We start from the raw sequence: 22,819 nt of genomic DNA, 5'->3' as shown, positions 1-22,819 counted from the left end.
GGGCGGCGGGGTGCCGCTCCCTCCGGACGCGCTGGGGCGCCGGTCCGGCGCGGTGGTGTGCACCGCTCAGGACATCTTCGGCTTCTCCGGCAGCGTCGGCCTCTCCGGAAGTTGAGGCTGCTGCTGCCCCGGCTGGCCGGGCGTCTGCGGCTGGCCGGGCATCTGCGGCTGACCGGGCGTCTGCGGTCGTTCGGGTCTGATGACCGCGTCCTCCTCCGCCTGGTCCTCCGCGTCCTCCACGGAGTGGTCCGGGCTGTCCTCCGCCCCGGTGTCCGAATCGTCCTCCAGCGGCAGGGGCAGCGGGAGGGGGAACGGAGGAAGCGGTGGCACCGGGACCGGCAGCGCGGTCAGCATCTTCGGCACCGCCACCACCAGCTCGGCCAGGTCGTCCAGGATCGCCGTGACCGCCGTGGTGAGACCGGCCAGGTCCAGGTTGGTCAGCGCGGTGATCGCCTGGGTGACGTGGTCGGTCAGTTGGGCCAGCAGGTCCTTGACGTCCTGGATGGGGTCGGCCGCGGTGGTCGTCGCCTTGGAACCCGCGGTCTGCTTGATCGCCGCGAGCATCTCGTCCGCGGTGGTCTTCATGCGCGCCTGGAGCTGCTTGAGCTCGGCCATGTTCGGGTTCTTGGCCCGGGCCTTGGTGGTGATCTCGACGCCCAGCATCCGCAGCTCGGCCAGCTTCTGCATCGTCATGCGCGCCGAGTCCTGTGGGTCGGGCGCCGGCGCGACCGCGGAGACCCGTTCCGCGGCGTGCGTGGCGGCGACGGCCGGGCCGATGCTGACCATGGCGAGCGATCCGCAGACGGCGGCCGCTATGGCGATGGAGGTCACCTTGTTGACGTGCATGAGGGCAGATCCCTTCGCTGTGTCGATCGGGCGTCTCCACGCTGGGCCCGCCACTCACCGTCCGCAACTCGACGGCTACCCCGGGTATTGCCTCACCTTGCCGCGGTGCGCCCCGCGACCTGCGGTTTCGCCGAGAAAACGGGTGGTCGCCGGCCGCCGCCGAGCGCGCAGCCGTTAGGGTGCCTCTGCAGGTTGGACGAGACGGCGGTTGGACGACATGAGCATCCCGGAGCACTACGGGCAGCACGCGCCCGCATCGCTGGACGGCGCCTTCCCCGGCAATGAGCTCGAAGAGGTGCTCGCCGCCTCGCTCGGCGTGCCCGACGCGGGCGCCCGCATCCTCGAGGTCCTGAGCCGCAGTCATCTGTGGGTCCCGCTGCCGAACGGCGGCGGCCCCGCCAGCGCCGACCTCGACCTGCCCACCGTGGATCTGGAAGGCCAGGTCTACGTCCCGGTGTTCACCTCCGAACAGGAGTTCCTGCGCGTCGCCGGCACCCATCTGTCGTTCGCCGTGGCCCCGGCCGTGGAGTTCGCGCGCGGCCTGCCGCCGCAGGTCGGCATCGCGCTCAACCCGGGCGGCGCGGTCGGCGCGCCGCTGCCGCCGCCCGCCGTGGCCGAACTGTGCCGCGCGGGCCGCGGCGAGCTGGACGGCCCGGCCACCGGCGGCCGGGTGCGGCTCTTCGAGCCCGACTGGCAGGACGAGCCGGTGGACTTCCTGGCCGCCGCCGGGCTGGAGTTCGCCGCGCTGGGCGGGGTCCGCACCGCGCGCCGCGCACTGGCCAGCGTGGAGGGTCAGGACCCCGCGCTCTTCGTCGGCGTCGAGGTGGACCAGCCCTCCCCGGAGGTCCAGGCGCAGGTGGTGGACGCGCTCGGCCGCGCGCTCGGCGCCATCGCCGTCCCCTGGCCGGTCCAGCTGGTGCTGCTGGACGTCACGCGGGATCCGGTCGGCGACTGGATCCGCGAGCGGGTGCGGCCGTTCTACGACCGTGACCTGTAGACCGCGCCGCGCGCGGTCGGTACGTACTCGTAAGCTGGTTGGATGACCTGAGGGGACGCATGGGCGCGCCCCGGTGCGGTGCGGTGCGGGCCGCGAGAACCGAGAGAAGGGGCGGACGCAGGTGAGCGCGGGCGCAGATTGGGGGGCGGAGCGCGGCGACTCGTACCACGGCGGAGGAGGGCGACGGGAGGACGGCGCGACGACCGCCGGTCAGGTCGAGCAGATGCTGCCGCAGGTCGCTCCCGGCCGGTACGACGCCTACGAGGCGCTGTTGCAGGCCCTCGCCGACGGGGCGGTCTGGATGCTTCTGTGGCACGGACGCCCCGGCTCGCCCGACGCCCAGTACGGCAACATGGACGTCGACGGCCTCGGCTACGCGCCGTGTGTCACCTCCGCCCAGGAGCTCGCCGCCAGCGGTTGGAACCGCGCCCACGAGGTGATCGGCGGCCGCCAGGTCGCCGCCGCGCTCTTCCGCGACCGCTGGGGCCTGTGGCTGAACCCGCACGCCCCCGGCGGTGGCGTCGGCATCCCCTGGCTCGACCTGCGGCGCATCGCCGGCGGCCTGGAGCGGCTGCCCGCGGGGCCGCTGCGGATCAGCGAGCCGGCCATCCAGATCCCCCAGTTCTACGCGCTGTTGGGGCAGAACGCGCACCGCACCCCGGTGGTGCGGGCGCTGCGCCGTGCCTGGGTGCAGCCGGCGCTCGGCGCCCCGTACCTGGCCATCGGGCTGGACCTGTACGACACCAGCCAGCCCTCGGTGGAGGCGGTGCGGCTGATGATGCAGCAGTCCATCGGGGCGGTGCCGGACGGGCTGCCGGTCTCCACGGTGGCGATGGCCGACGAGTACGACCCGGTGGCCATGTGGATGCGGGCCAACGCCCGCCCGTTCTTCGACCGCGACGCCTACGGCGGCGCCCCGGCGCCGTCGTACGGCTACGGCTACCCGCCCCCGCACCAGGGCTTCTGACCCGGCCGGCCCCGGAGGGGGCCGGGCCGGCGCGCTCATCACCCCGCTGACGGGGCACCACTGTCCGTATAACGGAACCCCCCTTCCCAGATCACGGTTGCGCATCCTTTGCCGAGCAGGGCTGGCGGGTGATCACAAACGCGTTGAAGACTCCCGCTCCAAGGGTCGGCGTTCCCGCCTACGACCCCCTTCTCGCGAGCTCTCGCACTACCGGCACCACCGGCACCACTCGCAACGCAACGCGCAGTCCGCAGCACGACTTTTGGCATTTCTCGCACCAAGCGCACCAGTCGATGCACCAGTTGACGCACCTGTTGACGCACCAGTGATGTGAACCAGGCCGCCGTGGCGGCGGGTCGTGGGCCGGACACTCGCCGGCCGAGAGGGGTCCCCACAGCGATGACGGCACCACTGCATGACACGGGCGCGGCGGAGACCGCAGCCGTCGACGTTGCCGCCGGCGTGCCCACCAAGGAGATCCAGGGTCGGTCCCCGGGCCGTATCGCCTGGATGCGGCTCAAGCGCGACAAGGTCGCCCTGGCCGGTGGCATCATCGTACTCTTCCTGATCTTGGTGGCCGTCTTCGCCCCCCTCATCGTGAGCTGGTTCGGCCATCCGCCGAACGACTGGCACGTGGACGAGCTGGAAGCCGAAACGGGCCTGCCCAGGGGCGACTTCGGCGGGATGAGCTCCGACTACCTCTTCGGTCTGGAGCCGGTCAACGGCCGCGACGTCTTCAGCCGGGTGGTCTACGGGGCCCGGGTCTCGCTGCTGGTGGCCTTCCTCGCCACCCTGGTCTCGGTCGTCCTCGGCACCGTCTTCGGCGTCCTGGCCGGCTACTTCGGCGGCTGGGTGGACGCGGCGATCAGCCGGGTCATGGACCTGCTGCTCTCCTTCCCGCAGCTGCTGTTCATCATCGCGCTGGTCTCGGTCATCCCCGGTGATCTGTGGGGCTTCTCCGGCTCCGGCGTCAGACTCGGGGTGCTGGTCCTGGTGATCGGCTTCTTCGGGTGGAGCTACGTCGGCCGCATCGTGCGCGGACAGACGCTCAGCCTGCGGGAGCGCGAGTACGTGGAGGCCGCGCGGGGCATGGGCGCCGGGCGCGCCTACATCCTCGTCAAGGAGCTGCTGCCCAATCTGGTGGCGCCGATCCTGGTCTACACGACCATGATGATCCCGACCAACATCCTCAACGAGGCGGCGCTCAGTTTCCTCGGTGCGGGCGTCAAGTCGCCCACCGCGTCCTGGGGTCAGATGCTCTCGGCCGCCGTGCCGATCTTCGAGGCCGACCCCACTTTCATGATCATTCCCGGTCTGGCCATCTTCATCACCGTTCTCGCCTTCAACCTCTTCGGCGACGGTGTGCGCGATGCGCTCGACCCCAAGGGTTCCCGCTGACCGGGCAGTTCCGCACTCACGGAGGAAGCGACACAGTGACGATCCCCAGCAGCAGAGCAACCCGTCGGCTGGCGGCCGGCATCGCCGTGGCGGCGCTCCTCGCCGGCGCGGCGGCGTGCAGCGGCGACAACGGCCGCAACAAGAACGGCGACGGCTCCGGCGGAGGTGGAGGCGGGGGCAAGGACGGCGGCTTCAACGCCGCCAACAGCAAGATCCTCAACCCGTCCACCGAGGCGGGCGGCACGCTGAAGTTCATCAGCACCCAGGACGCCGACTTCTGGGACCCGCAGCGCGGCTACTACGGCTTCATGTGGGACTTCTCCCGCTTCTACACGCGTCAGCTGGTGACCTACGCGCCCAAGCCGGGCAAGGGGGGCCAGGACATCGTTCCCGACCTGGCCACCGAACGCGCCAAGGTCACCAACGACGGTAAGACGTACACCTACACCCTGCGCGACGACCTCTTCTACGAGGACGGCTCGAAGATCACCTCGCAGGACATCAAGTACGGCATCGAGCGCATCTTCGCCACCGACGTGATCAACGGCGGCCCGCCCTACCTGATGCAGATCCTCGACAACGGGCAGAAGTACAAGGGTCCGTACAAGGACAAGGCCAAGGACAAGCTGGGGCTGAAGTCCATCCAGACCCCGGACGAGAAGACGATCATCTTCAACCTGCCCGAGCCCAACTCCGACTTCGAGGGCATCCTCGCGCTGCCCACCTCCACCCCGGTGCCGCCCAAGCAGGACAAGGGCGCGAAGTACACCCTGCGGCCGTTCTCCTCCGGACCGTACAAGTTCAAGACGTACGACCCGGGTAAGAAGCTGGTGCTGGAGCGCAACACCGCGTGGAAGAAGTCCTCCGACCCGGTCCGCGCGGCGCTGCCGGACGAGGTCACCGTCGACTTCACCACCAACGCCGACGACGCGGACGCCAAGCTGCTCGACGGGACCTACCACCTGAACCTGACCCAGCGCGGCGTCCAGCAGGCCGCCCGGGTCAAGATCCTGCGGGACGCGGACCTCAAGGCCAACACCGACGACCCGCTGACCGGCTTCATCCGCTACGTGGCGATGCCGCAGTCGGTCGAGCCGTTCAACAACGTGCACTGCCGGCGTGCGGTCATCTACGCCTCCGACAAGACCACGCTGCTGGCCTCGCGCGGCGGCAAGTACGGCGGCGAGATCGGCATCAACATGCTGCCGCCGACCATCTCCGGCCACGACGCCTCCTCCGACCCGTACGGGATGCGGGCGGGCGGCGGCAAGCCGCAGCAGGACAAGGCCCGGGACGAGCTGAAGCAGTGCGGCAAGCCGGGCGGCTTCAAGACCAAGGTGGCGGTGCGCCAGAACGAGCCCGCCGAGGTCGCCTCCGCCGAGGCGCTCCAGGACGCGCTGGGCAAGGTCGGCATCACCGTCGACATCGACAAGTTCGACGGCGCCCAGGGCAACGCGGTGATCGGCTCCCCGAACAACGTGCAGAAGCAGGGCTACGGCCTGATCATCTACGGCTGGGGTGCCGACTTCAACTCCGGTGCCGGCTTCCTGCAGCCGCTGGTGGACAGCCGCTTCCTGCTCGACAGCGGCAACAACAACTACACCGAGGTCAAGGACAAGAAGATCGACGCCCTGTTCGACAAGGCGATCGCCGAGTCCGACCCGGCCAAGGCCGCCGAGACGTACAAGGAGCTCAACCAGCGGGTGAGCGACCTGGCCCTCTACGTGCCGTTCGTCTACGACAAGACGCTGAACTACCGCAGCCCGGAGCTGACCAACGTGTACACGTCGGAAGGCTTCAACGGAAAGGTCGACTTCGTCTCGCTCGGCGTCAAGGGCGGCGACAAGTAATCCGGTCCCGGTACCCGACCGGTAGTCCGTCCCGATAGAGCGAAGGGCAGGTGAGGGCCTGCCGGGCGGCCGCCCTCGGGAGCGCCTCCCAGACCCGGTCTGGGGGAGCTTCCCGCGGCGGCCGCCCGAAGGCCGACCACAGTGCTTGTGTACATCGTCCGGCGGCTGGTCACGGTCGTCGTCATGCTGCTCGTGGTCACCCTGGCCACATTCGCGGTCTTCTTCATGGTGCCCAAGCTCACCGGCACCGACCCGGCGCTCATGTACGCCGGACGCAACACCGACCCGGCGTCGATCGAGGGCATCCGGGAGAAGCTCGGCCTGGACGAGCCCGTCCTGGTGCAGTACGGGGAGTTCGTCAAGGGCATCGTCGCCGGGCGGGACTACGACGACGGCGTCGAGGTCACCCACTGCCCCGCCCCCTGCTTCGGCTACTCGTTCCGCACCGAGCAGGAGGTCTGGCCGGTGCTCCAGGACCGGCTGCCCGTCACCGCCTCCCTGGCCGGCGGAGCCGCCGTGCTCTGGCTGCTCGGCGGGGTGGCCGTCGGCATCGTCTCCGCCCTGCGCAAGGGCACGGTCCTGGACCGGGCGGCGATGATCGGGGCGCTGGCCGGGGTCTCGCTGCCGATCTACTTCACCGGCATGCTGGGTCTCGCCGTCTTCTCCTACCAACTCGGCTGGACCTCCGCGCAGTACGTCCCCTTCATGGACGACCCCGGCGGATGGTTCACCAATCTGATGCTGCCCTGGATCACCCTCGCCTTCCTCTACGCGGCCATGTACGCCCGGCTCACCCGGGCGACGATGCTGGAGGTGATGAGCGAGGACTACATCCGCACCGCCCGCGCCAAGGGGCTGAAGGAGCGGACGGTGGTCGGCAAGCACGCGCTGCGCTCGACCATGACCCCCATCCTCACCATCTTCGGCCTGGACCTCGGCGCGCTGGTCGGCGGCGCGGTGCTCACCGAGTCCACCTACAGCCTGCACGGCCTCGGCGACCTGGCGGTCACCGCGATCCGCGGCAAGGACCTGCCGATGATCCTCGGGGTGACCATGGTCGCCGCCTTCTTCGTGGTCCTCGCCAACCTCATCGTGGACCTGCTCTACGCCGTGATCGATCCCCGAGTGAGGCTCTCGTGACCACTGTGCCCGCCCCGGGGGAGACCCCCGGACCCTCGCTGACGAAGACCGGCGCGGTCGGCGAGCCGGTGCCCGCCGACTCCCCGCCCCCCACGTCCTTCCTGGAGGTGCGCGACCTGAAGGTGCACTTCCCCACCGACGACGGCCTGGTCAAGTCCGTCGACGGGGTCTCCTTCTCCCTGGAGAAGGGGAAGACGCTGGGCATCGTGGGCGAGTCCGGCTCCGGCAAGTCGGTGACCTCGCTGGGCATCATGGGGCTGCACCGGGCCGGCCAGCACGGCCGACAGCGCCGGGCCCACATCTCCGGCGAGATCTGGCTGGACGGCCAGGAGCTGCTGAGCGCCTCCCCGGACGAGGTGCGTCGGCTGCGCGGCCGCGAACTCGCCATGATCTTCCAGGACCCGCTCTCCGCCATGCACCCCTACTTCACGGTCGGCGCCCAGATCAGCGAGGCCTACCGGGTCCACCACCAGACCGACAAGAAGACCGCCCGGAAGCGTGCGGTGGAGATGCTGGACCGGGTCGGGATCCCCCAGCCGGACAAGCGGGTGGACAACTACCCGCACGAGTTCTCCGGCGGTATGCGCCAGCGCGCGATGATCGCGATGGCACTGGTCAACAACCCCGAGCTGCTCATCGCCGACGAGCCGACCACCGCCCTGGACGTCACCGTCCAGGCGCAGATCCTCGACCTCATCCGGGACCTGCAGAAGGAGTTCGGCTCCGCGGTCATCGTCATCACCCACGACCTGGGCGTGGTCGCCGAGCTCGCCGACGACATCCTGGTGATGTACGCCGGCCGCTGCGTCGAGCGCGGTACCGCAGAGCAGGTCTTCTACACCCCCCAGCACCCCTACACCTGGGGGCTGCTCGGCTCCATGCCGCGCATCGACCGGGAGCACACCGAGCGGTTGATCCCGGTCAAGGGCTCCCCGCCCAGCCTGATCAACCTGCCCTCCGGCTGCGCCTTCCACCCGCGCTGCCCCTACGCCGACGTCCCCAAGGACGGCGTCACCCGCCGGGAGCGGCCCGAGCTGCGCGCGGTCCCCGCGCCGGCCCCGGACGGGCAGCGGGGCGGCGGCCACTTCTCCGCGTGCCATATGACGACGGAGGAACGCGCCCGGATCTGGACCGAAGAGATTGCGCCGAAGCTGTGAAAGGCCAGGAGATGACGATCCCGTCGCAGACCCCGGCGGCCGAGCCGGAGCCCCTGCTGAAGGTCACCGGCCTGGTCAAGCACTTCCCCATCAAGAAGGGGCTGCTCCAGCGGCAGGTCGGAGCGGTCCAGGCGGTCGACGGCCTCGACTTCGACGTGCGGCCGGGGGAGACGCTGGGCGTGGTCGGCGAGTCGGGGTGCGGCAAGTCCACCATGGGCCGGCTGATCACCCGGCTGCTGGAACCCAGCCGCGGCACGGTGGAGTTCCAGGGCAGGGACATCACCCATCTGGACACCGCCGGGATGCGGCCGCTGCGCCGCGACATCCAGATGATCTTCCAGGACCCGTACTCCTCGCTGAACCCGCGCCACTCGGTCGGGGCCATCGTCGGCGCCCCCTTCCGACTCCAGAAGGTCACCCCGGAGGGCGGCGTCAAGGCCGAGGTGCAGCGGCTGCTGTCGCTGGTGGGGCTCAACCCCGAGCACTACAACCGCTATCCGCACGAGTTCTCCGGCGGCCAGCGGCAGCGCATCGGCATCGCCCGAGCGCTGGCCCTCAAGCCCAAACTGGTCGTCGCCGACGAGCCGGTCTCGGCGCTGGACGTCTCCATCCAGGCCCAGGTGGTCAACCTGCTGGCCGACCTCCAGGGCGAGCTGGGGCTGACCTACGTGATCATCGCGCACGACCTGTCGGTCATCCGACACGTCTCGAACCGGATCGCGGTCATGTACCTGGGCAAGATCGTCGAGCTGGCGGACCGCACCTCGCTCTACGAGAAGCCCATGCACCCCTACACCAAGGCGCTGCTGTCCGCGGTGCCGGTGCCCGACCCCAGGCGGCGGCCCAAGCAGGACGGGACGAGCGGCGACCGGGGGAGGATCCTGCTCAAGGGCGACGTGCCCTCGCCGATCGCGCCGCCGCCCGGCTGCCGGTTCCACACCCGGTGCTGGAAGGCGACCGACCTCTGCAAGACCCAGGAGCCGCCCCTGGCGGCGCTGGTCGCCGGCCACCGGGTCGCCTGCCACCACCCGGAGAACGCGCCCGAGGGCGCGCCGGAACAACCGGGCGGCAAGGGGACCGGAGGCGCCTCGTAGGAACGCCAGAGCGGGGACCGGCAGAATTGCCGGGTGCTCAACGATGTGTTCACCCCCTCCGTCCAGCACGGACTCGACCTCGCCGGGATCTTCGTCTTCGCGATCTCCGGTGCGCTGCTCGCCGTACGCAAGAACTTCGACGTGTTCGGCATGGCGGTGCTCGCCGAGGCCACCGCGCTGGGCGGCGGGCTCCTTCGTGACCTGGTCATCGGCGCCGTGCCCCCGGCGGCCTTCACCGACCTGGGTTACTTCCTGATGCCCCTGGTGGCCACCGTGCTCGTCTTCTTCCTCCACCCGCAGGTGGAGCGGATCAACGGCGCGGTGCTGGTCTTCGACGCCGCCGGGCTCGGCCTGTTCTGCGTGGCCGGCACCACCAAGGCGTACGAATACGGACTCAGCCTCACCTTCTCCGCCGTCCTCGGCCTGGTCACCGCGGCCGGCGGCGGTGTGCTGAGGGACGTGCTCGCCAACGAGGTGCCCTCGCTGCTGCGCTGGGACCGCGATCTGTACGCCGTGCCCGCCATCGTCGGCTCCGCCATGGCCGCGCTGCTGATCCACTTCGAGCAGCTGAACGCGGTCAACAGCAGCATCGCCGCCGCCACCGCCTTCGTGCTGCGGCTGCTCGCCATGCGCTTCGGCTGGCGCGCCCCGCGCGCCTGGCACCGCCGCTCGGCCACGCCCGAGGAGCTCTGAACCCCGGCCCGCCGGCCCACCCCGGGCGCGCCCGCTGACGGGGCTTCGGCCTCGCCCCGGCCCGGCCGGGGCGGGGCCGAGTGGGCCGACCGGGCTCTCACGCGACCCCGCCCCGGCTCGTAGAATCGTCACACCATGGCATACCTCGACCACGCCGCCACCACCCCGATGCTTCCGGAGGCGGTGCAGGCGATGACCGCCCAGCTCGCCGTCGTCGGCAACGCCTCCTCGCTGCACGCCGCGGGGCGGCGGGCCCGTCGCACCGTCGAGGAGTCCCGCGAGTCGCTCGCCGCGGCCCTCGGGGCGCGCCCCAGCGAGGTCGTGTTCACCGCGGGGGGCACCGAGGCGGACAACCTCGCGGTCAAGGGGCTGTACTGGTCCCGCCGGGCCGCCGACCCGGCCCGCACCCGGGTGCTGGCCAGCCCCGTCGAGCACCACGCCGTGCTGGACGCCGTGCACTGGCTCGCCGACCACGAGGGTGCCGCCGTGGAGTGGCTCCCGGTGGACGGGTACGGGCGGGTGCACCCCGACGCGCTGCGCGAGGCCATCGCCCGCGACCCCGCCGGCGTCGCCCTGGCCACGGTGATGTGGGCCAACAACGAGATCGGCACCGTGCAGCCGGTGGCCGAACTGGCCGCCGTCGCCGCGGAGTACGACGTGCCGCTGCACGCCGACGCGGTCCAGGCGTTCGGCCAGCTCAAGGTGGACTTCGCCGCCTCCGGGCTGGCCGCGATGACCGTCAGCGGCCACAAGATCGGCGGCCCGTACGGCATCGGGGCGCTGCTGCTGGGCCGGGAGCACGCCCCCGTACCGCTGCTGCACGGCGGCGGCCAGGAGCGGCAGGTGCGCTCCGGCACCCTGGACGTGCCGGCGGTGGCCGCCTTCGCGGTCGCCGGTGAGCTGGCTGCCGCGCGCCACGAGGAGTTCGCCCGCGAGGTCGGCGCGCTGCGGGACGAGCTGATCGCCACGGTCCGCGCGGCCGTGCCCGACGCGGTGCTGGGCGGGGACCCGGACCCGGCCGGCCGGCTGCCGGCCAACGCGCACTTCTCCTTCCCCGGCTGCGAGGGCGACTCGCTGCTGCTGCTCCTGGACGCCCAGGGCATCGAGTGCTCCACCGGCTCGGCCTGCACCGCCGGCATCGCCCAGCCCAGCCATGTGGTGCTGGCCACCGGCACCGACCCCGACCTGGCCCGCGGCACCCTGCGCTTCTCCCTCGGCCACACCTCCACCAAGGCCGACGTCGACGCGGTGGCGGAGGCGATCGGCCCGGCCGTGGCGCGGGCCCGCAGCGCGGGGCTGAGCTGAGCGGGGTCGACCTGATGCCGGCCTGAGCCGGCCTGAGCCGGTCTGGGTGGGCCGGACGGCGTGCGTCGGACCGGCTGAGGTGGTGGCCGGCGCCGTGGTGAGGCGCTAGTCGGTGTCGGCGCGCGCCGCGCGGACCAGCCGCAGATAGCGGTCCCAGTCCCAGTGGCGCCCCGGGTCGGTGTGGTCGGTGCCGGGCACCTCCACATGGCCGATCAGATGCTCGCGGTCCACGGGGATGTCGTAGCGCGCGCAGATTCCGGCGGTCAGCCGGGCCGAGGCCCGGTACATCGGCTCCGTGAAGTCGCGCGGCCGGTCGACGAAGCCGGCGTGCTCGATGCCCACGCTGCGCTCGTTGTAGTCGCGGTTGCCGGCGTGGAAGGCCACGTCCAGCTCCCGCACCGTCTGCGCGATCCGTCCGTCCTGACGCACCACGTAGTGCGTGGCGGCGCCGTGCTCGGGGTCCCGGAAGACCTTCAGCGCGTCGGCGTAGCCGCCCTGGACGACATGGATCACCACCCGGTCGATGGCGTAGTCGTAGGGCCGGTCGGCCCGGCGCCAGTTCGCGGCGGAGGCCGCCACCCACTCCGCGTCCCGGTGGTCGACCTCGCCCGGTCGGCGCGGCCGGTCGTTCCCGGGCATACGCCACCACAGCCGCTCCAGCTGGTCCCGGGCCGCGTACCCGGCCAGGCCGACCCCGGCGACGGCGGCCCCGCCGAGCAGCAGACGGCGCCGGCTGACCGTAGTGTCCGTATCGCTCACGCGTCGCCTAACGATGGAGGGGAGGAGGGAGTGCCCATGACCCGAAGCCGGCCTCCGGCGCGGCTGGTGGCGGGCGCGGCGCTGATCGCCGGATGCTGGCCCGCCTACTGGCTGGTGCGCGGCGGCCTCTCGCAGGAGCTGTTCTTCCCGCTCTGGCTGGGCTACATCCTCACCGTGGACGGACTGGTCGAGGTGCGCACCGGAAGCTCGCCGCTCACCCGCGACCGGCGTGCCTTCCTGACCCTCTTCCTGCTCTCCGCGCCCTTCTGGTGGATCTACGAGGGGATCAACCAGTGGGTGCGCAACTGGGAGTACGTCACCTACGGCGGCGGGGAGCGGCACGGGCCGGTGCTGTGGCACCTGGTCGCCACGCTCTCCTTCTCCACCGTGCTGCCCGCGCTGTGCGTCACCGCCGAGCTGCTGCGCTCGCTGCCCGCGCTGGGGCGGCCGAGGCGCGGCGCGCGACTGCCGCTCTCGGCGGCCGCCCCGGTCGTCCTGATGCTGGTCGGCGCCGCCTCACTGGCGGCCCTCGCGCTCTGGCCGCGCGTGACCTACCCGCTGGTGTGGCCCGCCCTCTTCCTGATCCTGGACTCCGGGAACCGGCTCGCCGGCCGGCCCAGCCTGCTGTCCGAGGCCCACCGCGGCCGCTGGGACACCCTCCTGGTGCTGGCCCTGACCGGGCTGGGGTGCGGGCTGGTGTGGGAGCTGTGGAACGCCCGTGCCGGCACCGGCTGGGTCTACGACGTGCCCGGTCTGAACGACGCCGCGCACCTCTTCGCCATGCCGCTGCCGGGCTATCTGGGCTATGTGCCGTTCGCCTGGTCCGCCTACGCCTACTACCAGGCGGCCCGCGCGCTGCTCGCGGCGGCGGGGCGGCTGCCGGGGCGGCTCGCCGGGGCCGCGCGGGAGCCGTCCGCGGGCCCGTGACCGTGGGGGGCGCGGGCCGCGCGCACCGCGGCGGGTTCGTGATCAGCGGCCGTGGGCCCCGGCCGCGGGCTGCTTCTCCACGGGCGGCGTGCCGTGGTCCCGGCGGCGGCCGGCGCGTTTCGGCCGCGGGGCCCGGAGCGGGGCGGGGTGCTCCGGACCCGGCGGGGCCCGGCGCGTCCCAGCCGGGTGGGCCGGCGTCGCGCCCCGGCGAAGGATCCGGCCACGTGGCCCGGCGGCGGATCCGGCCTCGCGGCCCGGCGGTGGACCCGACCTCGTGGCCCGGCGGCGGATCCGGCCTCGCGGCCCGGCCGGAGAATCTCGGGCGCGTCGACCTCATCCGGCCCCGTACCCTGGAGAGGCTATGACTGACTTCCCGGGCGCCCCCGATCCGAACGCTCCCCGCGACGGCCGTCGCCTCCGTGTGCTCGCCGCGATGTCCGGCGGCGTCGACTCGGCCGTGGCCGCCGCCCGCGCCGCCGAGGCGGGCCACGAGGTGACCGGAGTCCACCTGGCGCTCTCCGCCAACCCGCAGTCCTTCCGCACCGGCGCGCGCGGTTGCTGCACCATCGAGGACTCCCGGGACGCGCGCCGGGCCGCCGACGTGATCGGCATCCCCTTCTACGTGTGGGACCTGGCCGAGCGGTTCCGCGAGGACGTCGTCGAGGACTTCATCGCCGAGTACCAGGCGGGGCGCACCCCCAATCCCTGCCTGCGCTGCAACGAGAAGATCAAGTTTGCCGCGCTGCTGGACAAGGCGCTGGCGCTGGGCTTCGACGCGGTGTGCACCGGGCACTACGCCACGATCGTCACCCGCGAGGACGGCGGCCGTGAGCTGCACCGCGCCTCCGACGAGGCCAAGGACCAGTCGTACGTCCTGGGCGTGCTGGACGAGCGGCAGCTCGCGCACGCCATGTTCCCGCTCGGCGACACGCTCACCACCAAGGACGAGATCCGCGCCGAGGCCGAGCGGCGGGGGCTGGCGGTGGCGAAGAAGCCGGACAGCCACGACATCTGCTTTATCGCCGACGGCGACACCCAGGGCTTCCTCGCCGCGCGGCTGGGCCGGGCCGAGGGCGACATCGTGGACGAGGCGGGCAACAGGCTCGGCACCCACGAGGGCGCCTTCGGCTACACCATCGGACAGCGCAAGGGCCTGCGGCTGGGCGTCCCGGCCGCCGACGGCAAGCCGCGCTACGTGCTGGACATCTCCCCGGTGAACAACACCGTCACCGTCGGCCCCGCGGCCGCCCTGGACGTGCTGGGGCTCACCGCCATCAAGCCCCGCTGGTGCGGCGCGCCGCCGGCCGGCCCCGGCCGCTACACCGCCCAGCTGCGCGCCCACGGCGGCGAGACCGAGGTGACGGCGGAGCTGATCGACGGCACCGAGCTGCGGGTCTCCTTCGCCGAGCCGGTGCGGGGCGTGGCCCCGGGCCAGGCGATCGTGCTCTACGACGGCACCCGTGTGGTCGGCTCGGCCACCATCGCCACCACCCGGCGGGCGACGGCGGAAGCCGCGGTCTGAGCCCCTCTTCTCCGTACGTATCGCACATGACCTAAACGGCTGGCAAAACCCGCTCTAGTGGTTTTGTCAGAGGTGGACCCTGTACTCCTCGCGATCGGGGGAGTGCAATATGCATTCGCGTCATGTTCGAAATGTTCTGAGGCGGCGGATATCCGCCGTGGTGGGTGTGGTGCTGGGCCTCGCGCTCCTGGCCACCGGGTGCGGCCCCCAGGCGAGGGGGGCGTTGGTCGCCGCGGAGGCCGTCGGGATCGTCGCGGAGTTGCCCTTCTTCTCCCTGGGCGGCGGTGACCGGGACGGCGTCCGCCCCGGCAACCACGGAGGCGAGCAGCGGGGCACCAAGCGCGGGCTCTTCGGCGGCAGCCTCAGCGACAAGGCATGCAAGATCGCCGAGCTGGTGGGCTTTCTGCTGGACCCGGACAACCGACGGAAGGCCGCGGCGTGGGCGGACGCGCTGGGCATCGACGTCGACGAGATCGAGGACTATGTCGACAAGTTGACGCCCGTGCTGCTCGGCAACGACACGCTGGTGCGCAACCACCGCTTCAAGAACGGCAAGGCCGATCCGTACGACGCCCTCCTCCAGGCCGGCATCGCGGTCCTCATCGACCGCCGCGGCGTCCCGGTGGTCAAGTGCAACTGCGGCAACCCGCTGGGAGAGCCCGAGCACGACCTCGACGAGATCGAGGTCGAGATCCCCGACCGCGGGCGCTGGAAGCACGACAAGGACAAGGACGTCGTCGTCCGCCCCGGCGACCGGCCGGTCAAGCGCTTCGCCCTCCGCGACGTCGAGCGGCCGGACCGGGTCATCGAACGCCCCGTCGGCGGCGGCCGCGACACCACGACCACCTCGCCGCCCCCGCCCACCACCAGCCCGCCTCCCACCGCGGGCGTCGTCCCGTCGGTCGTCGGGCAGTCCCAGGAGGAGGCCACCCAGGCGCTGGCGGACGCCGGCCTGACCGTCGAGGTGATCGAGCAGACCTCCTCCACCGACACCCCCGGCACCGTCCTCTCCCAGACCCCGGATGCCGGCACTCCCCTCGAGCCGGGCGCCGACACCACGGTCACGCTGGTCGTCGCCGCCCCGGAGGGCACCCCCGAATCGACCGCCCCGACCACCGACGGGCCGTCACCGACGGACTCGCCCACCGACACCGGCGGTCCGACCGAGGTCACCGATCCGCCGGCGACGACGGGGCCGGTGTCCACGGAGGGGGCGACGCCGGAGAGCAGCCCCTGAACCCCAGTGCCTGCTCGCTAGTACGTGTAGAGCGCCGACGTGTCGAGCGTGGTGTCGATCGGCTCACCGATCGGCACCGGCTTGCCGAAGTCGGTCTCCAGCGTCGCGCGGTAGCCCTCTCCCTCCGGGAGGGAGTACAGCAGGCAGGTGCCGGTGATGGGGTTGACGATCAGGTAGTAAGGAATGCCGGCCTGGGCGTACTTCCTGACCTTCTTCTCGGTGTCGTTCTCGGGGTTGGACTCCGAGACGACCTCGATCGCGAGGAGGATCTCCTCGGCAGGGAACTGCTTGAGTCGGGTGCCGCGGAACGAGGGGTCCGCTACGGAGATGTCGGGGCGGAGGAAGGTCTCCCCGTGCCATCCCTCGTAGACGGTGTCGACCTCGGTCATGACGAACCACTTGGACAAGAGCTGGGCGGCAATGGTGAGAACCATATTGCCGTGAGCGCTGGTAACCACGGTGCTGATGTAGATCTCTCCGTCGATCATTTCGGCCCTGAGGTCCGGGAACGCGGCGTCGATCTCTTCGAAGTGCCGCATCGCCTCGGTCATCACAGGGACCTCCATCTGCGCCGTCATGGTGTGCCCCTCCCCTCGCATTCAGCCTCTGCCTGGGCACGGCCTGCACGCGTGTGAGCAAGCGTAGCCATCTACGAGAACGCTCGCGGGGAGGGAAGGTCACGTTTATCGGACCTGCGTATGGTCGCCGCTGGTGGGGGAGTGGTGCGGCAAGCTGGGGGCATGAGAACGCATCTGATCACTGGGGCCGGGTCGGGCATCGGCGCGGCCGTGGCCGAGCGGCTGGCGGCGCGGGGCGACCAGCTGTGGCTGTTCGCGCGGAACGCCGGACGGGCCAAGGAGCTGGCCGCGCGGTTCCCCGGCGCCCGCACCCTCGTCGGCGACCTGGCCGAGCCGGAGCGGCTCTCCTGGGCGCTGAGCCACCAGGAGCTGCCGGACTGGCTGGACTCGTTGCTGCATGTCGCCGGCGTCTTCGAGTTGGGGAACGTCGGCGACCTCACCCCGAAGATCTGGAACCAGCAGCTCGCCGTCAACCTGGTCGCCCCGGCCGAACTGACCCGGCTGCTGCTGCCGCAGCTGCGGCTCGCCCAGGGGCAGGTCGTCTTCGTCAACTCCGGCGCCGGTCTGCGCACCAGCCCCCAGTGGAGCGCGTACGCCGCCAGCAAGCACGGGCTCAAGGCGCTGGCCGACGCGCTGCGCGGGGAGGAGAGCGGCAACGGGGTGCGGGTGACCACCGTCTACCCGGGCCGCACCGCGACGCCGATGCAGCGGAAGGTGCACCAGCAGGAGGGCAGGGAGTACGACCCGGAGCGCTGGATGAACGCCGAGTCGGTCGCCACCACCGTGGTGACCGCCCTGGATCTGCCGCGTGACGCGGAGATCACCGACCTGTCGGTACGGCCGCGCGGCTGAGCCCGTCGCCGACCGGCCGACGTACGCTGGCTGGATGAGCAGCGAAGCGAAGGCCACCGCGGCGCGGATGGGGTGCGGGGTCAGAGAGATCCGAGGGCTGGTCACCGAGTTGTCCCGGCGCATGGACGCGCACCAGCGCAGCCGCATCGCGGAGCTGGACCTCACCCCCACCCAGGCGAAGGCCCTGGAGGAGCTGGGGGAGCCGCGGACGGCGCGGGAACTGGCCGCGGTGATGTGCTGCGAGCCGCCCAACGTCACCTACGTGATCGACAAGATGGAGAAGCAGGGGCTGGTGGTGCGTCGACCGCACCCCACGGACCGGCGGGCCAAGCAACTCGTCCTCACCGAGGCGGGGCGCGAGCTCCGGCTGGACCTGCTGCGCCGGATAGGGAAGGACTCCCCGCTCGACCACCTCCCCGCGGAGGGGCGGGAGCAACTGCGGGAGCAGTTGCTGCGGGCGCTGGGGCGCGCCTAGCGAAGAGGCTCCGGGTCTCCCGGCCGATCGATTGGCCGGGAGGCCCTTTCTTCTACGCTCGGTAAAGTTATAGCTGTAATCATTGCGGCTGTAATCGATACAGCTATAACTTCATCGTCATGATCGCTCGCATGGACGCACCCCCGGCCGACCCGGCCGCCCCCGCCGAGGGAGCCCCCGCCCGCCAGGGCCCGCAACTGCTCGCGCTCGCCCTCGGCTTCGTGATGGCGACCCTGGACGTCACGATCATGAACGTCGCCGGGGCCGAGCTGCGGGACGGGCTGGGGCTGAGCCTGTCCGGGCTCACCTGGGTCGTCGACGGCTACGTCCTGGCCTTCGCCTCGCTGCTGCTGCTCGCCGGATCGCTCGCCGCGCGCTTGGGCGCCCGCCGTGTCTACCTCGTCGGCCTCGGGCTCTTCACCGCCGCCTCGCTGCTGTGCGCGGCCGCCCCGGGGGCCTGGGCGCTGGTGGTGGGGCGGCTGCTCCAGGGAGCGGGGGCCGCGCTCTTCATGCCCAGCTCGCTCACCCTGCTGCTCGCCTCCTTCCCCGACGAGCGGCGACGGACCCGCGTTCTCGGGCTGTGGTCGGCGATCGTCTCCACCGCCGCCGGGCTCGGCCCGGCCCTCGGTGGACTGCTGGTCGGCGGCCTCGGCTGGCGCTCCATCTTCCTGATCAACATCCCGGTCGGCGTCGTCGGACTGCTCCTCGCCCGGCGGGTGATCGCCCCGGTCGCCGGGCGCCCCGGCCCCCTCGGCGCGGCCGGGCACGCCCTGGGACTGCTGGCCCTCGGCGCGCTCAGCTACGGGCTGATCGAGGGCCCCGAGAAGGGCTGGGAGGCCGTCGAGGTGCTCACCGCCTTCGCCGTCGCGCTGGCGGCCGGCGCCGCCTTCGTGCTGCGGGAGCGCACGGCCGCGGTCCGGGTGCTGCCCGGCGCGCTCTTCGCCGACCCCCGCTTCTCCGCCGCCAACGCCATCGGCTTCCTCTTCAACCTGGGCGCCTACGGCGGGATGTTCATGCTGGGGCTGTTCCTCCAGAACGCGCGCGGCGCCGATCCGATCGAGGCGGGCCTCCAACTGCTCCCCACCCAACTGGTCTTCCTGGTCGGCAACATCCTCTACGCCCGGTGGGGCCATCGGGTGTCGCACCGCGCCGCCCTCGTCGGCTCCCTCCTCTACGCCGCCGTCGGCCCGCTCGCCCTCGCCCTGACCGTCTCCCCCGAGACGCCGTACTGGGTCCTCGCCGTTCTGCTGTCGCTGTTCAACACCGGCCTCGGCATCGCCTCCCCGGCGATGACCGGCGCCCTGATGACCGCCGCCGGCCGCGCCCACGCCGACATCGCGAGCGCGACCCTCAACGCCAACCGCCAGGTCGGCTCCCTGGTCGGCATCGCCGTCATGGGCGCCGTGATCGCCGGCGCGGGCGGCTGGTACGCCGGCGCCACCGCCTCCTTCGCGCTCACCGCCACGGCCTACCTGGCGGCGGCGCTGCTGGCCTGGTGGGGCCTGCGCGCCCGTACGACGGGCTCCGGGGCGGAGGGGGCGCGGCCCGTCGCGGACGCGGGATAGGTTCCGCGCGGGCACGAGTTCCCCGCATCGGCTCCCGGGCTCGTAGGCTTCCGGGGTGAGCGAGAAGAGCACCAACACGCAGATCTGGGGCGCCGGCGCCGCGAGCGGCGTCGGATCGATGCCCGGCGGCGACGCGCGGGAGGCGGTCAAGACCGTCACCGGGTCGCTGGAGTCCCTGCCGTACCTGCCGGAGCTGCCCGCGCGGGGCCCCGGCGCGGACATGATCGGGCGCACCGCCGGGCTGCTGGTCGATGTGTACGCGCATGTGGAGCCCAGCGGCTGGCGGGTCGGCGACCGGCCGGGCCGGGACACCCGCCGGGCCCGGTCCTGGATGGTCGAGGACCTCGACGCGCTGGAGGAGTTCACCCAGGGGTACACCGGCGCGCTCAAGGTGTCCGCCGTGGGCCCCTGGACCCTGGCCACCGCCCTGGAACTGCGCAACGGCGAGGCCGCGCTGAGCGACCCGGGCGCCTGCCGGGACCTGGCCGGCTCGCTCGCCGAGGGGCTGCGCAACCACCTGGCCGACGTCCGCCGCCGGGTGCCCGGCGCCCGACTGGCGCTCCAACTGGACGAGCCCTCGCTGACCGCCGTCCTGAGCGGCCAGGTGCGCACCGCCAGCGGCTACCGCACCCACCGGGCCGTGGACCGGGGCGTGGTGGAGGGAGCGCTGCGCGATCTGATCGCGGTCGGCACGGCGGCCGAGGCGCCCGTGGTGGTGCACTCCTGCGCCCCTCGGGTGCCCTTCGCGCTGTTGCGCCGGGCCGGGGCCGCCGCCGTCTCCTTCGACTTCTCGCTCCTCACCGAGCGTGAGGAGGAAGTCATCGGGGAGGCCGTGGAAGGCGGCACCACCCTCTTCGTCGGCGCGGTGCCCGGCACGGACGCCGCATTGTCAGACCCTGCCGGTAGCGTCATGGGTGTCAGGACGCTGTGGCGCAGGTTGGGGCTGTCGCCGGAGACCCTCGCGGACTCCGTGGTGATCACTCCCGCGTGCGGGCTGGCGGGCGCTTCGCCCGCCTACGCGCGCACCGTGCTCGCCCACTGCGCCCGGGCCGCGAGATCGCTCGCTGACAACCCAGAGTAACGGGAGGACGACAACGGTGGCTGGCGGACAGCAGATGACGGGGGTGCCCGCCGAGGCGCGGGAGAAGCACGCCCAGCTCGCTGAGCAGGTCGAGGAGCACCGCTTCCGGTACTACGTCAAGGACGCCCCGGTCATCAGCGACGCGGAGTTCGACACCCTGCTGCGCTCACTCGAGGCTCTGGAGGAGGAGTATCCGGAGCTGCGTACGCCCGACTCGCCGACCCAGAAGGTCGCGGGCTCCTACGAGACGGAGTTCACCGAGGTCGCGCACCGTGAGCGGATGCTCAGCCTGGACAACGCCTTCGAGGACGAGGAGCTGGCCGGCTGGGCGGACCGCATCGCCAGGGAGCTCGGCGCCGCCTCGTACCACTTCCTGTGCGAGCTGAAGGTGGACGGCCTCGCGGTCAACCTCACCTATGAGCGCGGCCGGCTGGTCCGGGCCGCCACCCGTGGCGACGGCCGCACCGGCGAGGACATCACGCCCAACGTCCGCACCATCGCCGAGATCCCCGACCGACTCGAGGGCGACCGGATCCCGGAGCTGGTGGAGATCCGCGGCGAGGTGTACTTCCCGCGCGAGCGCTTCGACGAGCTCAACGCGCGCCTGGTGGAGGCCGGAAAGCCGCCGTTCGCCAACCCGCGGAACGCGGCCGCCGGCTCGCTGCGCCAGAAGGACCCCAAGGTCACCGCCAGCCGCCCGCTGCACATGGTGGTCCACGGCATCGGCGCCCGCGACGGCTTCGACATCGACTGCCTGTCGCACGCCTATGAGCTGCTGCGCGAGTGGGGCCTGCCGACCTCCACGCACCACGAGGTCGTGGACTCGCTGGACGGCGTGCGGGCCTTCATCGCGCGCTACGGCGACAGCGAGGGACGCCACTCGGTGGAGCACGAGATCGACGGCGCCGTGATCAAGCTGGACGAGATCCCGCTCCAGGGCCGGCTCGGCTCCACTTCGCGGGCCCCGCGCTGGGCCATCGCCTGGAAGTTCCCGCCGGAAGAGGTCAACACCACGTTGGTCGACATCCGGGTCGGCGTCGGCCGCACCGGCCGGGTGACGCCGTACGCGGTGGTGGAGCCGATCACCGTGGCCGGCTCCGAGGTCGAGTTCGCCACCCTGCACAACCAGGACGTGGTCAAGGCCAAGGGCGTGCTGATCGGCGACACGGTGGTGCTGCGCAAGGCGGGCGACGTGATCCCCGAGATCCTCGGCCCGGTGGTGGAACTGCGGGACGGCACCGAGCAGGAGTTCGTGATGCCGGCCGAGTGCCCGGAGTGCGGCAGTGGGCTGCAGCCCATGAAGGAAGGCGACATCGACCTGCGCTGCCCCAACGCCCGCTCCTGCCCCGCCCAGTTGCGGGAGCGGCTGTTCTACCTGGCCGGCCGCAAGTGCCTGGACATCGAGAACCTCGGCTATGTGGCCGCCGCCGCGCTCACCCAGCCGCTGGAGCCGGCCACCCCGCCGCTGCGCGACGAGGGCGATCTGTTCAGCCTCACCGTCGAGCAGCTGCTGCCGATCCGGTCCTATGTCCTGGACCCGGACAGCGGTCTGCCCAAGCGCGACCCGAAGACCGGCGACGAGAAGATCGTCACCTTCTTCGCCACCCAGAAGGGCGAGCCGAAGAAGAACACCCTGGCCATGCTCGCCAACATCGAGGCGGCCAAGCAGCGTCCGCTCGCCCGGATCATCACCGGTCTGTCCATCCGGCACGTCGGGCCCGTGGCGGCGGTGGCGCTGGCCCGGGAGTTCCGCTCCATCGACCGGATCGCGGAGGCCGACGAGGCGGAGTTGGCGGCCGTCGAGGGCGTCGGCCCCACCATCGCCGCCTCGCTGAAGCAGTGGTTCGCCGAGGACTGGCACCGCGAGATCATCGAGAAGTGGCGGGCCGCCGGGGTCCGGATGGAGGAGGAGGGCGGCGAGGACGAGGGCCCCCGCCCGCTGGAGGGCGTCACCGTCGTCGTCACCGGCACCCTGCAGTCGTATACGCGCGACGGAGCGAAGGAGGAGCTCCAGCGGCGTGGCGCGAAAGTGACCGGATCCGTATCGAAGAAGACGGACTTCGTGGTGGTTGGCGACAATCCGGGCTCCAAGTACGACAAGGCCATGCAGCTGAAGGTGCCGGTCCTCGACGAGGAGGGCTTCGGCGTGCTGCTGTCCGACGGCCCGGACGCCGCCCGCGAGGCCCGGGTGCCGGTCCCGGGCGACGAAGAGGGGCACTAGGCAGGCCCGGGCCCTCGGGGCTGGGCCCGCCGACTGCGGACGCACGTCGGCCCCGTGCGGTCCGGCGAGTGAGCCGAAGGGCGCGCGGTGGCCGTGTGGCGCGAGCGGTCGAGCGCGCCGGCCCCTGCCGCACTGCCGCGGACGCACTTGGGCCC

General features: G+C 72.0%; 20 protein-coding genes. 17 read left to right on the top strand and 3 right to left on the bottom strand.

The annotated features are described in order from the left end of the window. Window positions 1-66: 66 nt before the first annotated feature. A complete protein-coding gene (locus tag LRS74_RS09680) occupies window positions 67-846 on the bottom strand; it encodes a hypothetical protein (RefSeq protein WP_277740619.1) in 780 nt (259 codons plus the stop codon). Window positions 847-1,063: 217 nt separating this feature from the next. Between LRS74_RS09680 and LRS74_RS09675 the strand changes: the two genes are divergently transcribed. The 9 genes from LRS74_RS09675 to LRS74_RS09635 all read left to right on the top strand — a co-directional run bounded on the left by LRS74_RS09675 (window position 1,064) and on the right by LRS74_RS09635 (window position 11,447). Further along, window positions 1,064-1,843 (top strand): enhanced serine sensitivity protein SseB, encoded by a 780-nt coding sequence (locus LRS74_RS09675; protein ID WP_277740618.1) that lies wholly within the window; start codon window positions 1,064-1,066, stop codon window positions 1,841-1,843. 223 nt (window positions 1,844-2,066) lie between these two features. Then, on the top strand, window positions 2,067-2,810 hold the full coding sequence (locus LRS74_RS09670) for an enhanced serine sensitivity protein SseB C-terminal domain-containing protein (RefSeq protein WP_277744678.1): 744 nt from the start codon (window positions 2,067-2,069) through the stop codon (window positions 2,808-2,810). A gap of 399 nt (window positions 2,811-3,209) precedes the next feature. Continuing rightward, window positions 3,210-4,208 (top strand): ABC transporter permease, encoded by a 999-nt coding sequence (locus tag LRS74_RS09665; protein ID WP_144381630.1) that lies wholly within the window; start codon window positions 3,210-3,212, stop codon window positions 4,206-4,208. A 35-nt stretch (window positions 4,209-4,243) separates the two neighbouring features. Further along, window positions 4,244-6,058, top strand: coding sequence for an ABC transporter substrate-binding protein (locus LRS74_RS09660; RefSeq protein WP_277740617.1), 1,815 nt, complete (start codon window positions 4,244-4,246; stop codon window positions 6,056-6,058). 141 nt (window positions 6,059-6,199) lie between these two features. Further along, window positions 6,200-7,198, top strand: a complete 999-nt coding sequence (locus LRS74_RS09655) for an ABC transporter permease (protein WP_277740616.1) — start codon at window positions 6,200-6,202, stop codon at window positions 7,196-7,198. 38 nt (window positions 7,199-7,236) lie between these two features. Next, window positions 7,237-8,355 (top strand): ABC transporter ATP-binding protein, encoded by a 1,119-nt coding sequence (locus LRS74_RS09650; protein ID WP_277744677.1) that lies wholly within the window; start codon window positions 7,237-7,239, stop codon window positions 8,353-8,355. Window positions 8,356-8,366: 11 nt separating this feature from the next. Further along, entirely contained in the window at window positions 8,367-9,449 is a 1,083-nt protein-coding gene (locus LRS74_RS09645) for a dipeptide ABC transporter ATP-binding protein (RefSeq protein ID WP_277740615.1), read from the top strand. A 33-nt stretch (window positions 9,450-9,482) separates the two neighbouring features. After that, window positions 9,483-10,142: a trimeric intracellular cation channel family protein gene (locus LRS74_RS09640; protein WP_277740614.1), complete on the top strand. Its 660-nt coding sequence runs from the start codon at window positions 9,483-9,485 to the stop codon at window positions 10,140-10,142. Between the two features lie 135 nt (window positions 10,143-10,277). Further along, entirely contained in the window at window positions 10,278-11,447 is a 1,170-nt protein-coding gene (locus tag LRS74_RS09635; protein WP_277740613.1) for a cysteine desulfurase family protein, read from the top strand. Window positions 11,448-11,552: 105 nt separating this feature from the next. Here LRS74_RS09635 and LRS74_RS09630 read toward each other — a convergent pair whose 3' ends face one another. After that, window positions 11,553-12,206 carry an N-acetylmuramoyl-L-alanine amidase gene (locus tag LRS74_RS09630; protein WP_347178118.1) on the bottom strand — a complete coding sequence of 218 codons (654 nt, stop codon included), beginning with the start codon at window positions 12,204-12,206 and terminating at the stop codon, window positions 11,553-11,555. 36 nt (window positions 12,207-12,242) lie between these two features. Between LRS74_RS09630 and LRS74_RS09625 the strand changes: the two genes are divergently transcribed. From LRS74_RS09625 to LRS74_RS09615, 3 genes are all read left to right on the top strand, one after another. Next, window positions 12,243-13,133 carry a hypothetical protein gene (locus LRS74_RS09625; RefSeq protein WP_277745048.1) on the top strand — a complete coding sequence of 297 codons (891 nt, stop codon included), beginning with the start codon at window positions 12,243-12,245 and terminating at the stop codon, window positions 13,131-13,133. 361 nt (window positions 13,134-13,494) lie between these two features. Beyond that, window positions 13,495-14,655: a tRNA 2-thiouridine(34) synthase MnmA gene (gene mnmA / locus LRS74_RS09620; protein ID WP_144381636.1), complete on the top strand. Its 1,161-nt coding sequence runs from the start codon at window positions 13,495-13,497 to the stop codon at window positions 14,653-14,655. A 157-nt stretch (window positions 14,656-14,812) separates the two neighbouring features. Continuing rightward, the gene (locus LRS74_RS09615; protein ID WP_277740612.1) at window positions 14,813-15,892 is read left to right on the top strand and encodes a PASTA domain-containing protein; all 1,080 of its coding nucleotides are present in this window, start codon (window positions 14,813-14,815) and stop codon (window positions 15,890-15,892) included. A 17-nt stretch (window positions 15,893-15,909) separates the two neighbouring features. On the opposite strand, the gene LRS74_RS09610 is transcribed toward LRS74_RS09615, so the two are convergent. Beyond that, a complete protein-coding gene (locus LRS74_RS09610; RefSeq protein ID WP_277740611.1) occupies window positions 15,910-16,470 on the bottom strand; it encodes a Uma2 family endonuclease in 561 nt (186 codons plus the stop codon). A 162-nt stretch (window positions 16,471-16,632) separates the two neighbouring features. On the opposite strand from LRS74_RS09610, the gene LRS74_RS09605 reads away from it, so the two are divergent. The 5 genes from LRS74_RS09605 (at window position 16,633) to ligA (ending at window position 22,664) form a co-directional block, all read left to right on the top strand. Next, window positions 16,633-17,322, top strand: coding sequence for an SDR family oxidoreductase (locus LRS74_RS09605; RefSeq protein ID WP_277740610.1), 690 nt, complete (start codon window positions 16,633-16,635; stop codon window positions 17,320-17,322). 34 nt (window positions 17,323-17,356) lie between these two features. Further along, entirely contained in the window at window positions 17,357-17,797 is a 441-nt protein-coding gene (locus LRS74_RS09600; RefSeq protein ID WP_186318861.1) for a MarR family transcriptional regulator, read from the top strand. A 131-nt stretch (window positions 17,798-17,928) separates the two neighbouring features. Continuing rightward, entirely contained in the window at window positions 17,929-19,362 is a 1,434-nt protein-coding gene (locus LRS74_RS09595; protein WP_277740609.1) for an MFS transporter, read from the top strand. A 55-nt stretch (window positions 19,363-19,417) separates the two neighbouring features. Next, window positions 19,418-20,443, top strand: coding sequence for a methionine synthase (locus LRS74_RS09590; protein WP_277740608.1), 1,026 nt, complete (start codon window positions 19,418-19,420; stop codon window positions 20,441-20,443). Window positions 20,444-20,477: 34 nt separating this feature from the next. Continuing rightward, on the top strand, window positions 20,478-22,664 hold the full coding sequence (gene ligA, locus LRS74_RS09585; RefSeq protein ID WP_277744675.1) for an NAD-dependent DNA ligase LigA: 2,187 nt from the start codon (window positions 20,478-20,480) through the stop codon (window positions 22,662-22,664). The last annotated feature ends 155 nt before the right edge of the window (window positions 22,665-22,819 follow it).

It is taken from the genome of Streptomyces sp. LX-29 (assembly GCF_029541745.1).
GTDB lineage: Bacteria > Actinomycetota > Actinomycetes > Streptomycetales > Streptomycetaceae > Streptomyces.
This window is presented reverse-complemented; position numbering and strand designations above follow the sequence as displayed.

Coding starts and splice junctions, on each gene's coding strand:
- LRS74_RS09680 (WP_277740619.1), bottom strand. CDS start 846: ATGCACGTCAACAAGGTGACCTCCATCGCCATAGCGGCCGCCGTCTGC.
- LRS74_RS09675 (WP_277740618.1), top strand. CDS start 1,064: ATGAGCATCCCGGAGCACTACGGGCAGCACGCGCCCGCATCGCTGGAC.
- LRS74_RS09670 (WP_277744678.1), top strand. CDS start 2,067: ATGCTGCCGCAGGTCGCTCCCGGCCGGTACGACGCCTACGAGGCGCTG.
- LRS74_RS09665 (WP_144381630.1), top strand. CDS start 3,210: ATGACGGCACCACTGCATGACACGGGCGCGGCGGAGACCGCAGCCGTC.
- LRS74_RS09645 (WP_277740615.1), top strand. CDS start 8,367: ATGACGATCCCGTCGCAGACCCCGGCGGCCGAGCCGGAGCCCCTGCTG.
- LRS74_RS09635 (WP_277740613.1), top strand. CDS start 10,278: ATGGCATACCTCGACCACGCCGCCACCACCCCGATGCTTCCGGAGGCG.
- LRS74_RS09625 (WP_277745048.1), top strand. CDS start 12,243: ATGACCCGAAGCCGGCCTCCGGCGCGGCTGGTGGCGGGCGCGGCGCTG.
- mnmA (WP_144381636.1), top strand. CDS start 13,495: ATGACTGACTTCCCGGGCGCCCCCGATCCGAACGCTCCCCGCGACGGC.
- LRS74_RS09610 (WP_277740611.1), bottom strand. CDS start 16,470: ATGACGGCGCAGATGGAGGTCCCTGTGATGACCGAGGCGATGCGGCAC.
- LRS74_RS09605 (WP_277740610.1), top strand. CDS start 16,633: ATGAGAACGCATCTGATCACTGGGGCCGGGTCGGGCATCGGCGCGGCC.
- LRS74_RS09600 (WP_186318861.1), top strand. CDS start 17,357: ATGAGCAGCGAAGCGAAGGCCACCGCGGCGCGGATGGGGTGCGGGGTC.
- LRS74_RS09595 (WP_277740609.1), top strand. CDS start 17,929: ATGGACGCACCCCCGGCCGACCCGGCCGCCCCCGCCGAGGGAGCCCCC.
- ligA (WP_277744675.1), top strand. CDS start 20,478: ATGACGGGGGTGCCCGCCGAGGCGCGGGAGAAGCACGCCCAGCTCGCT.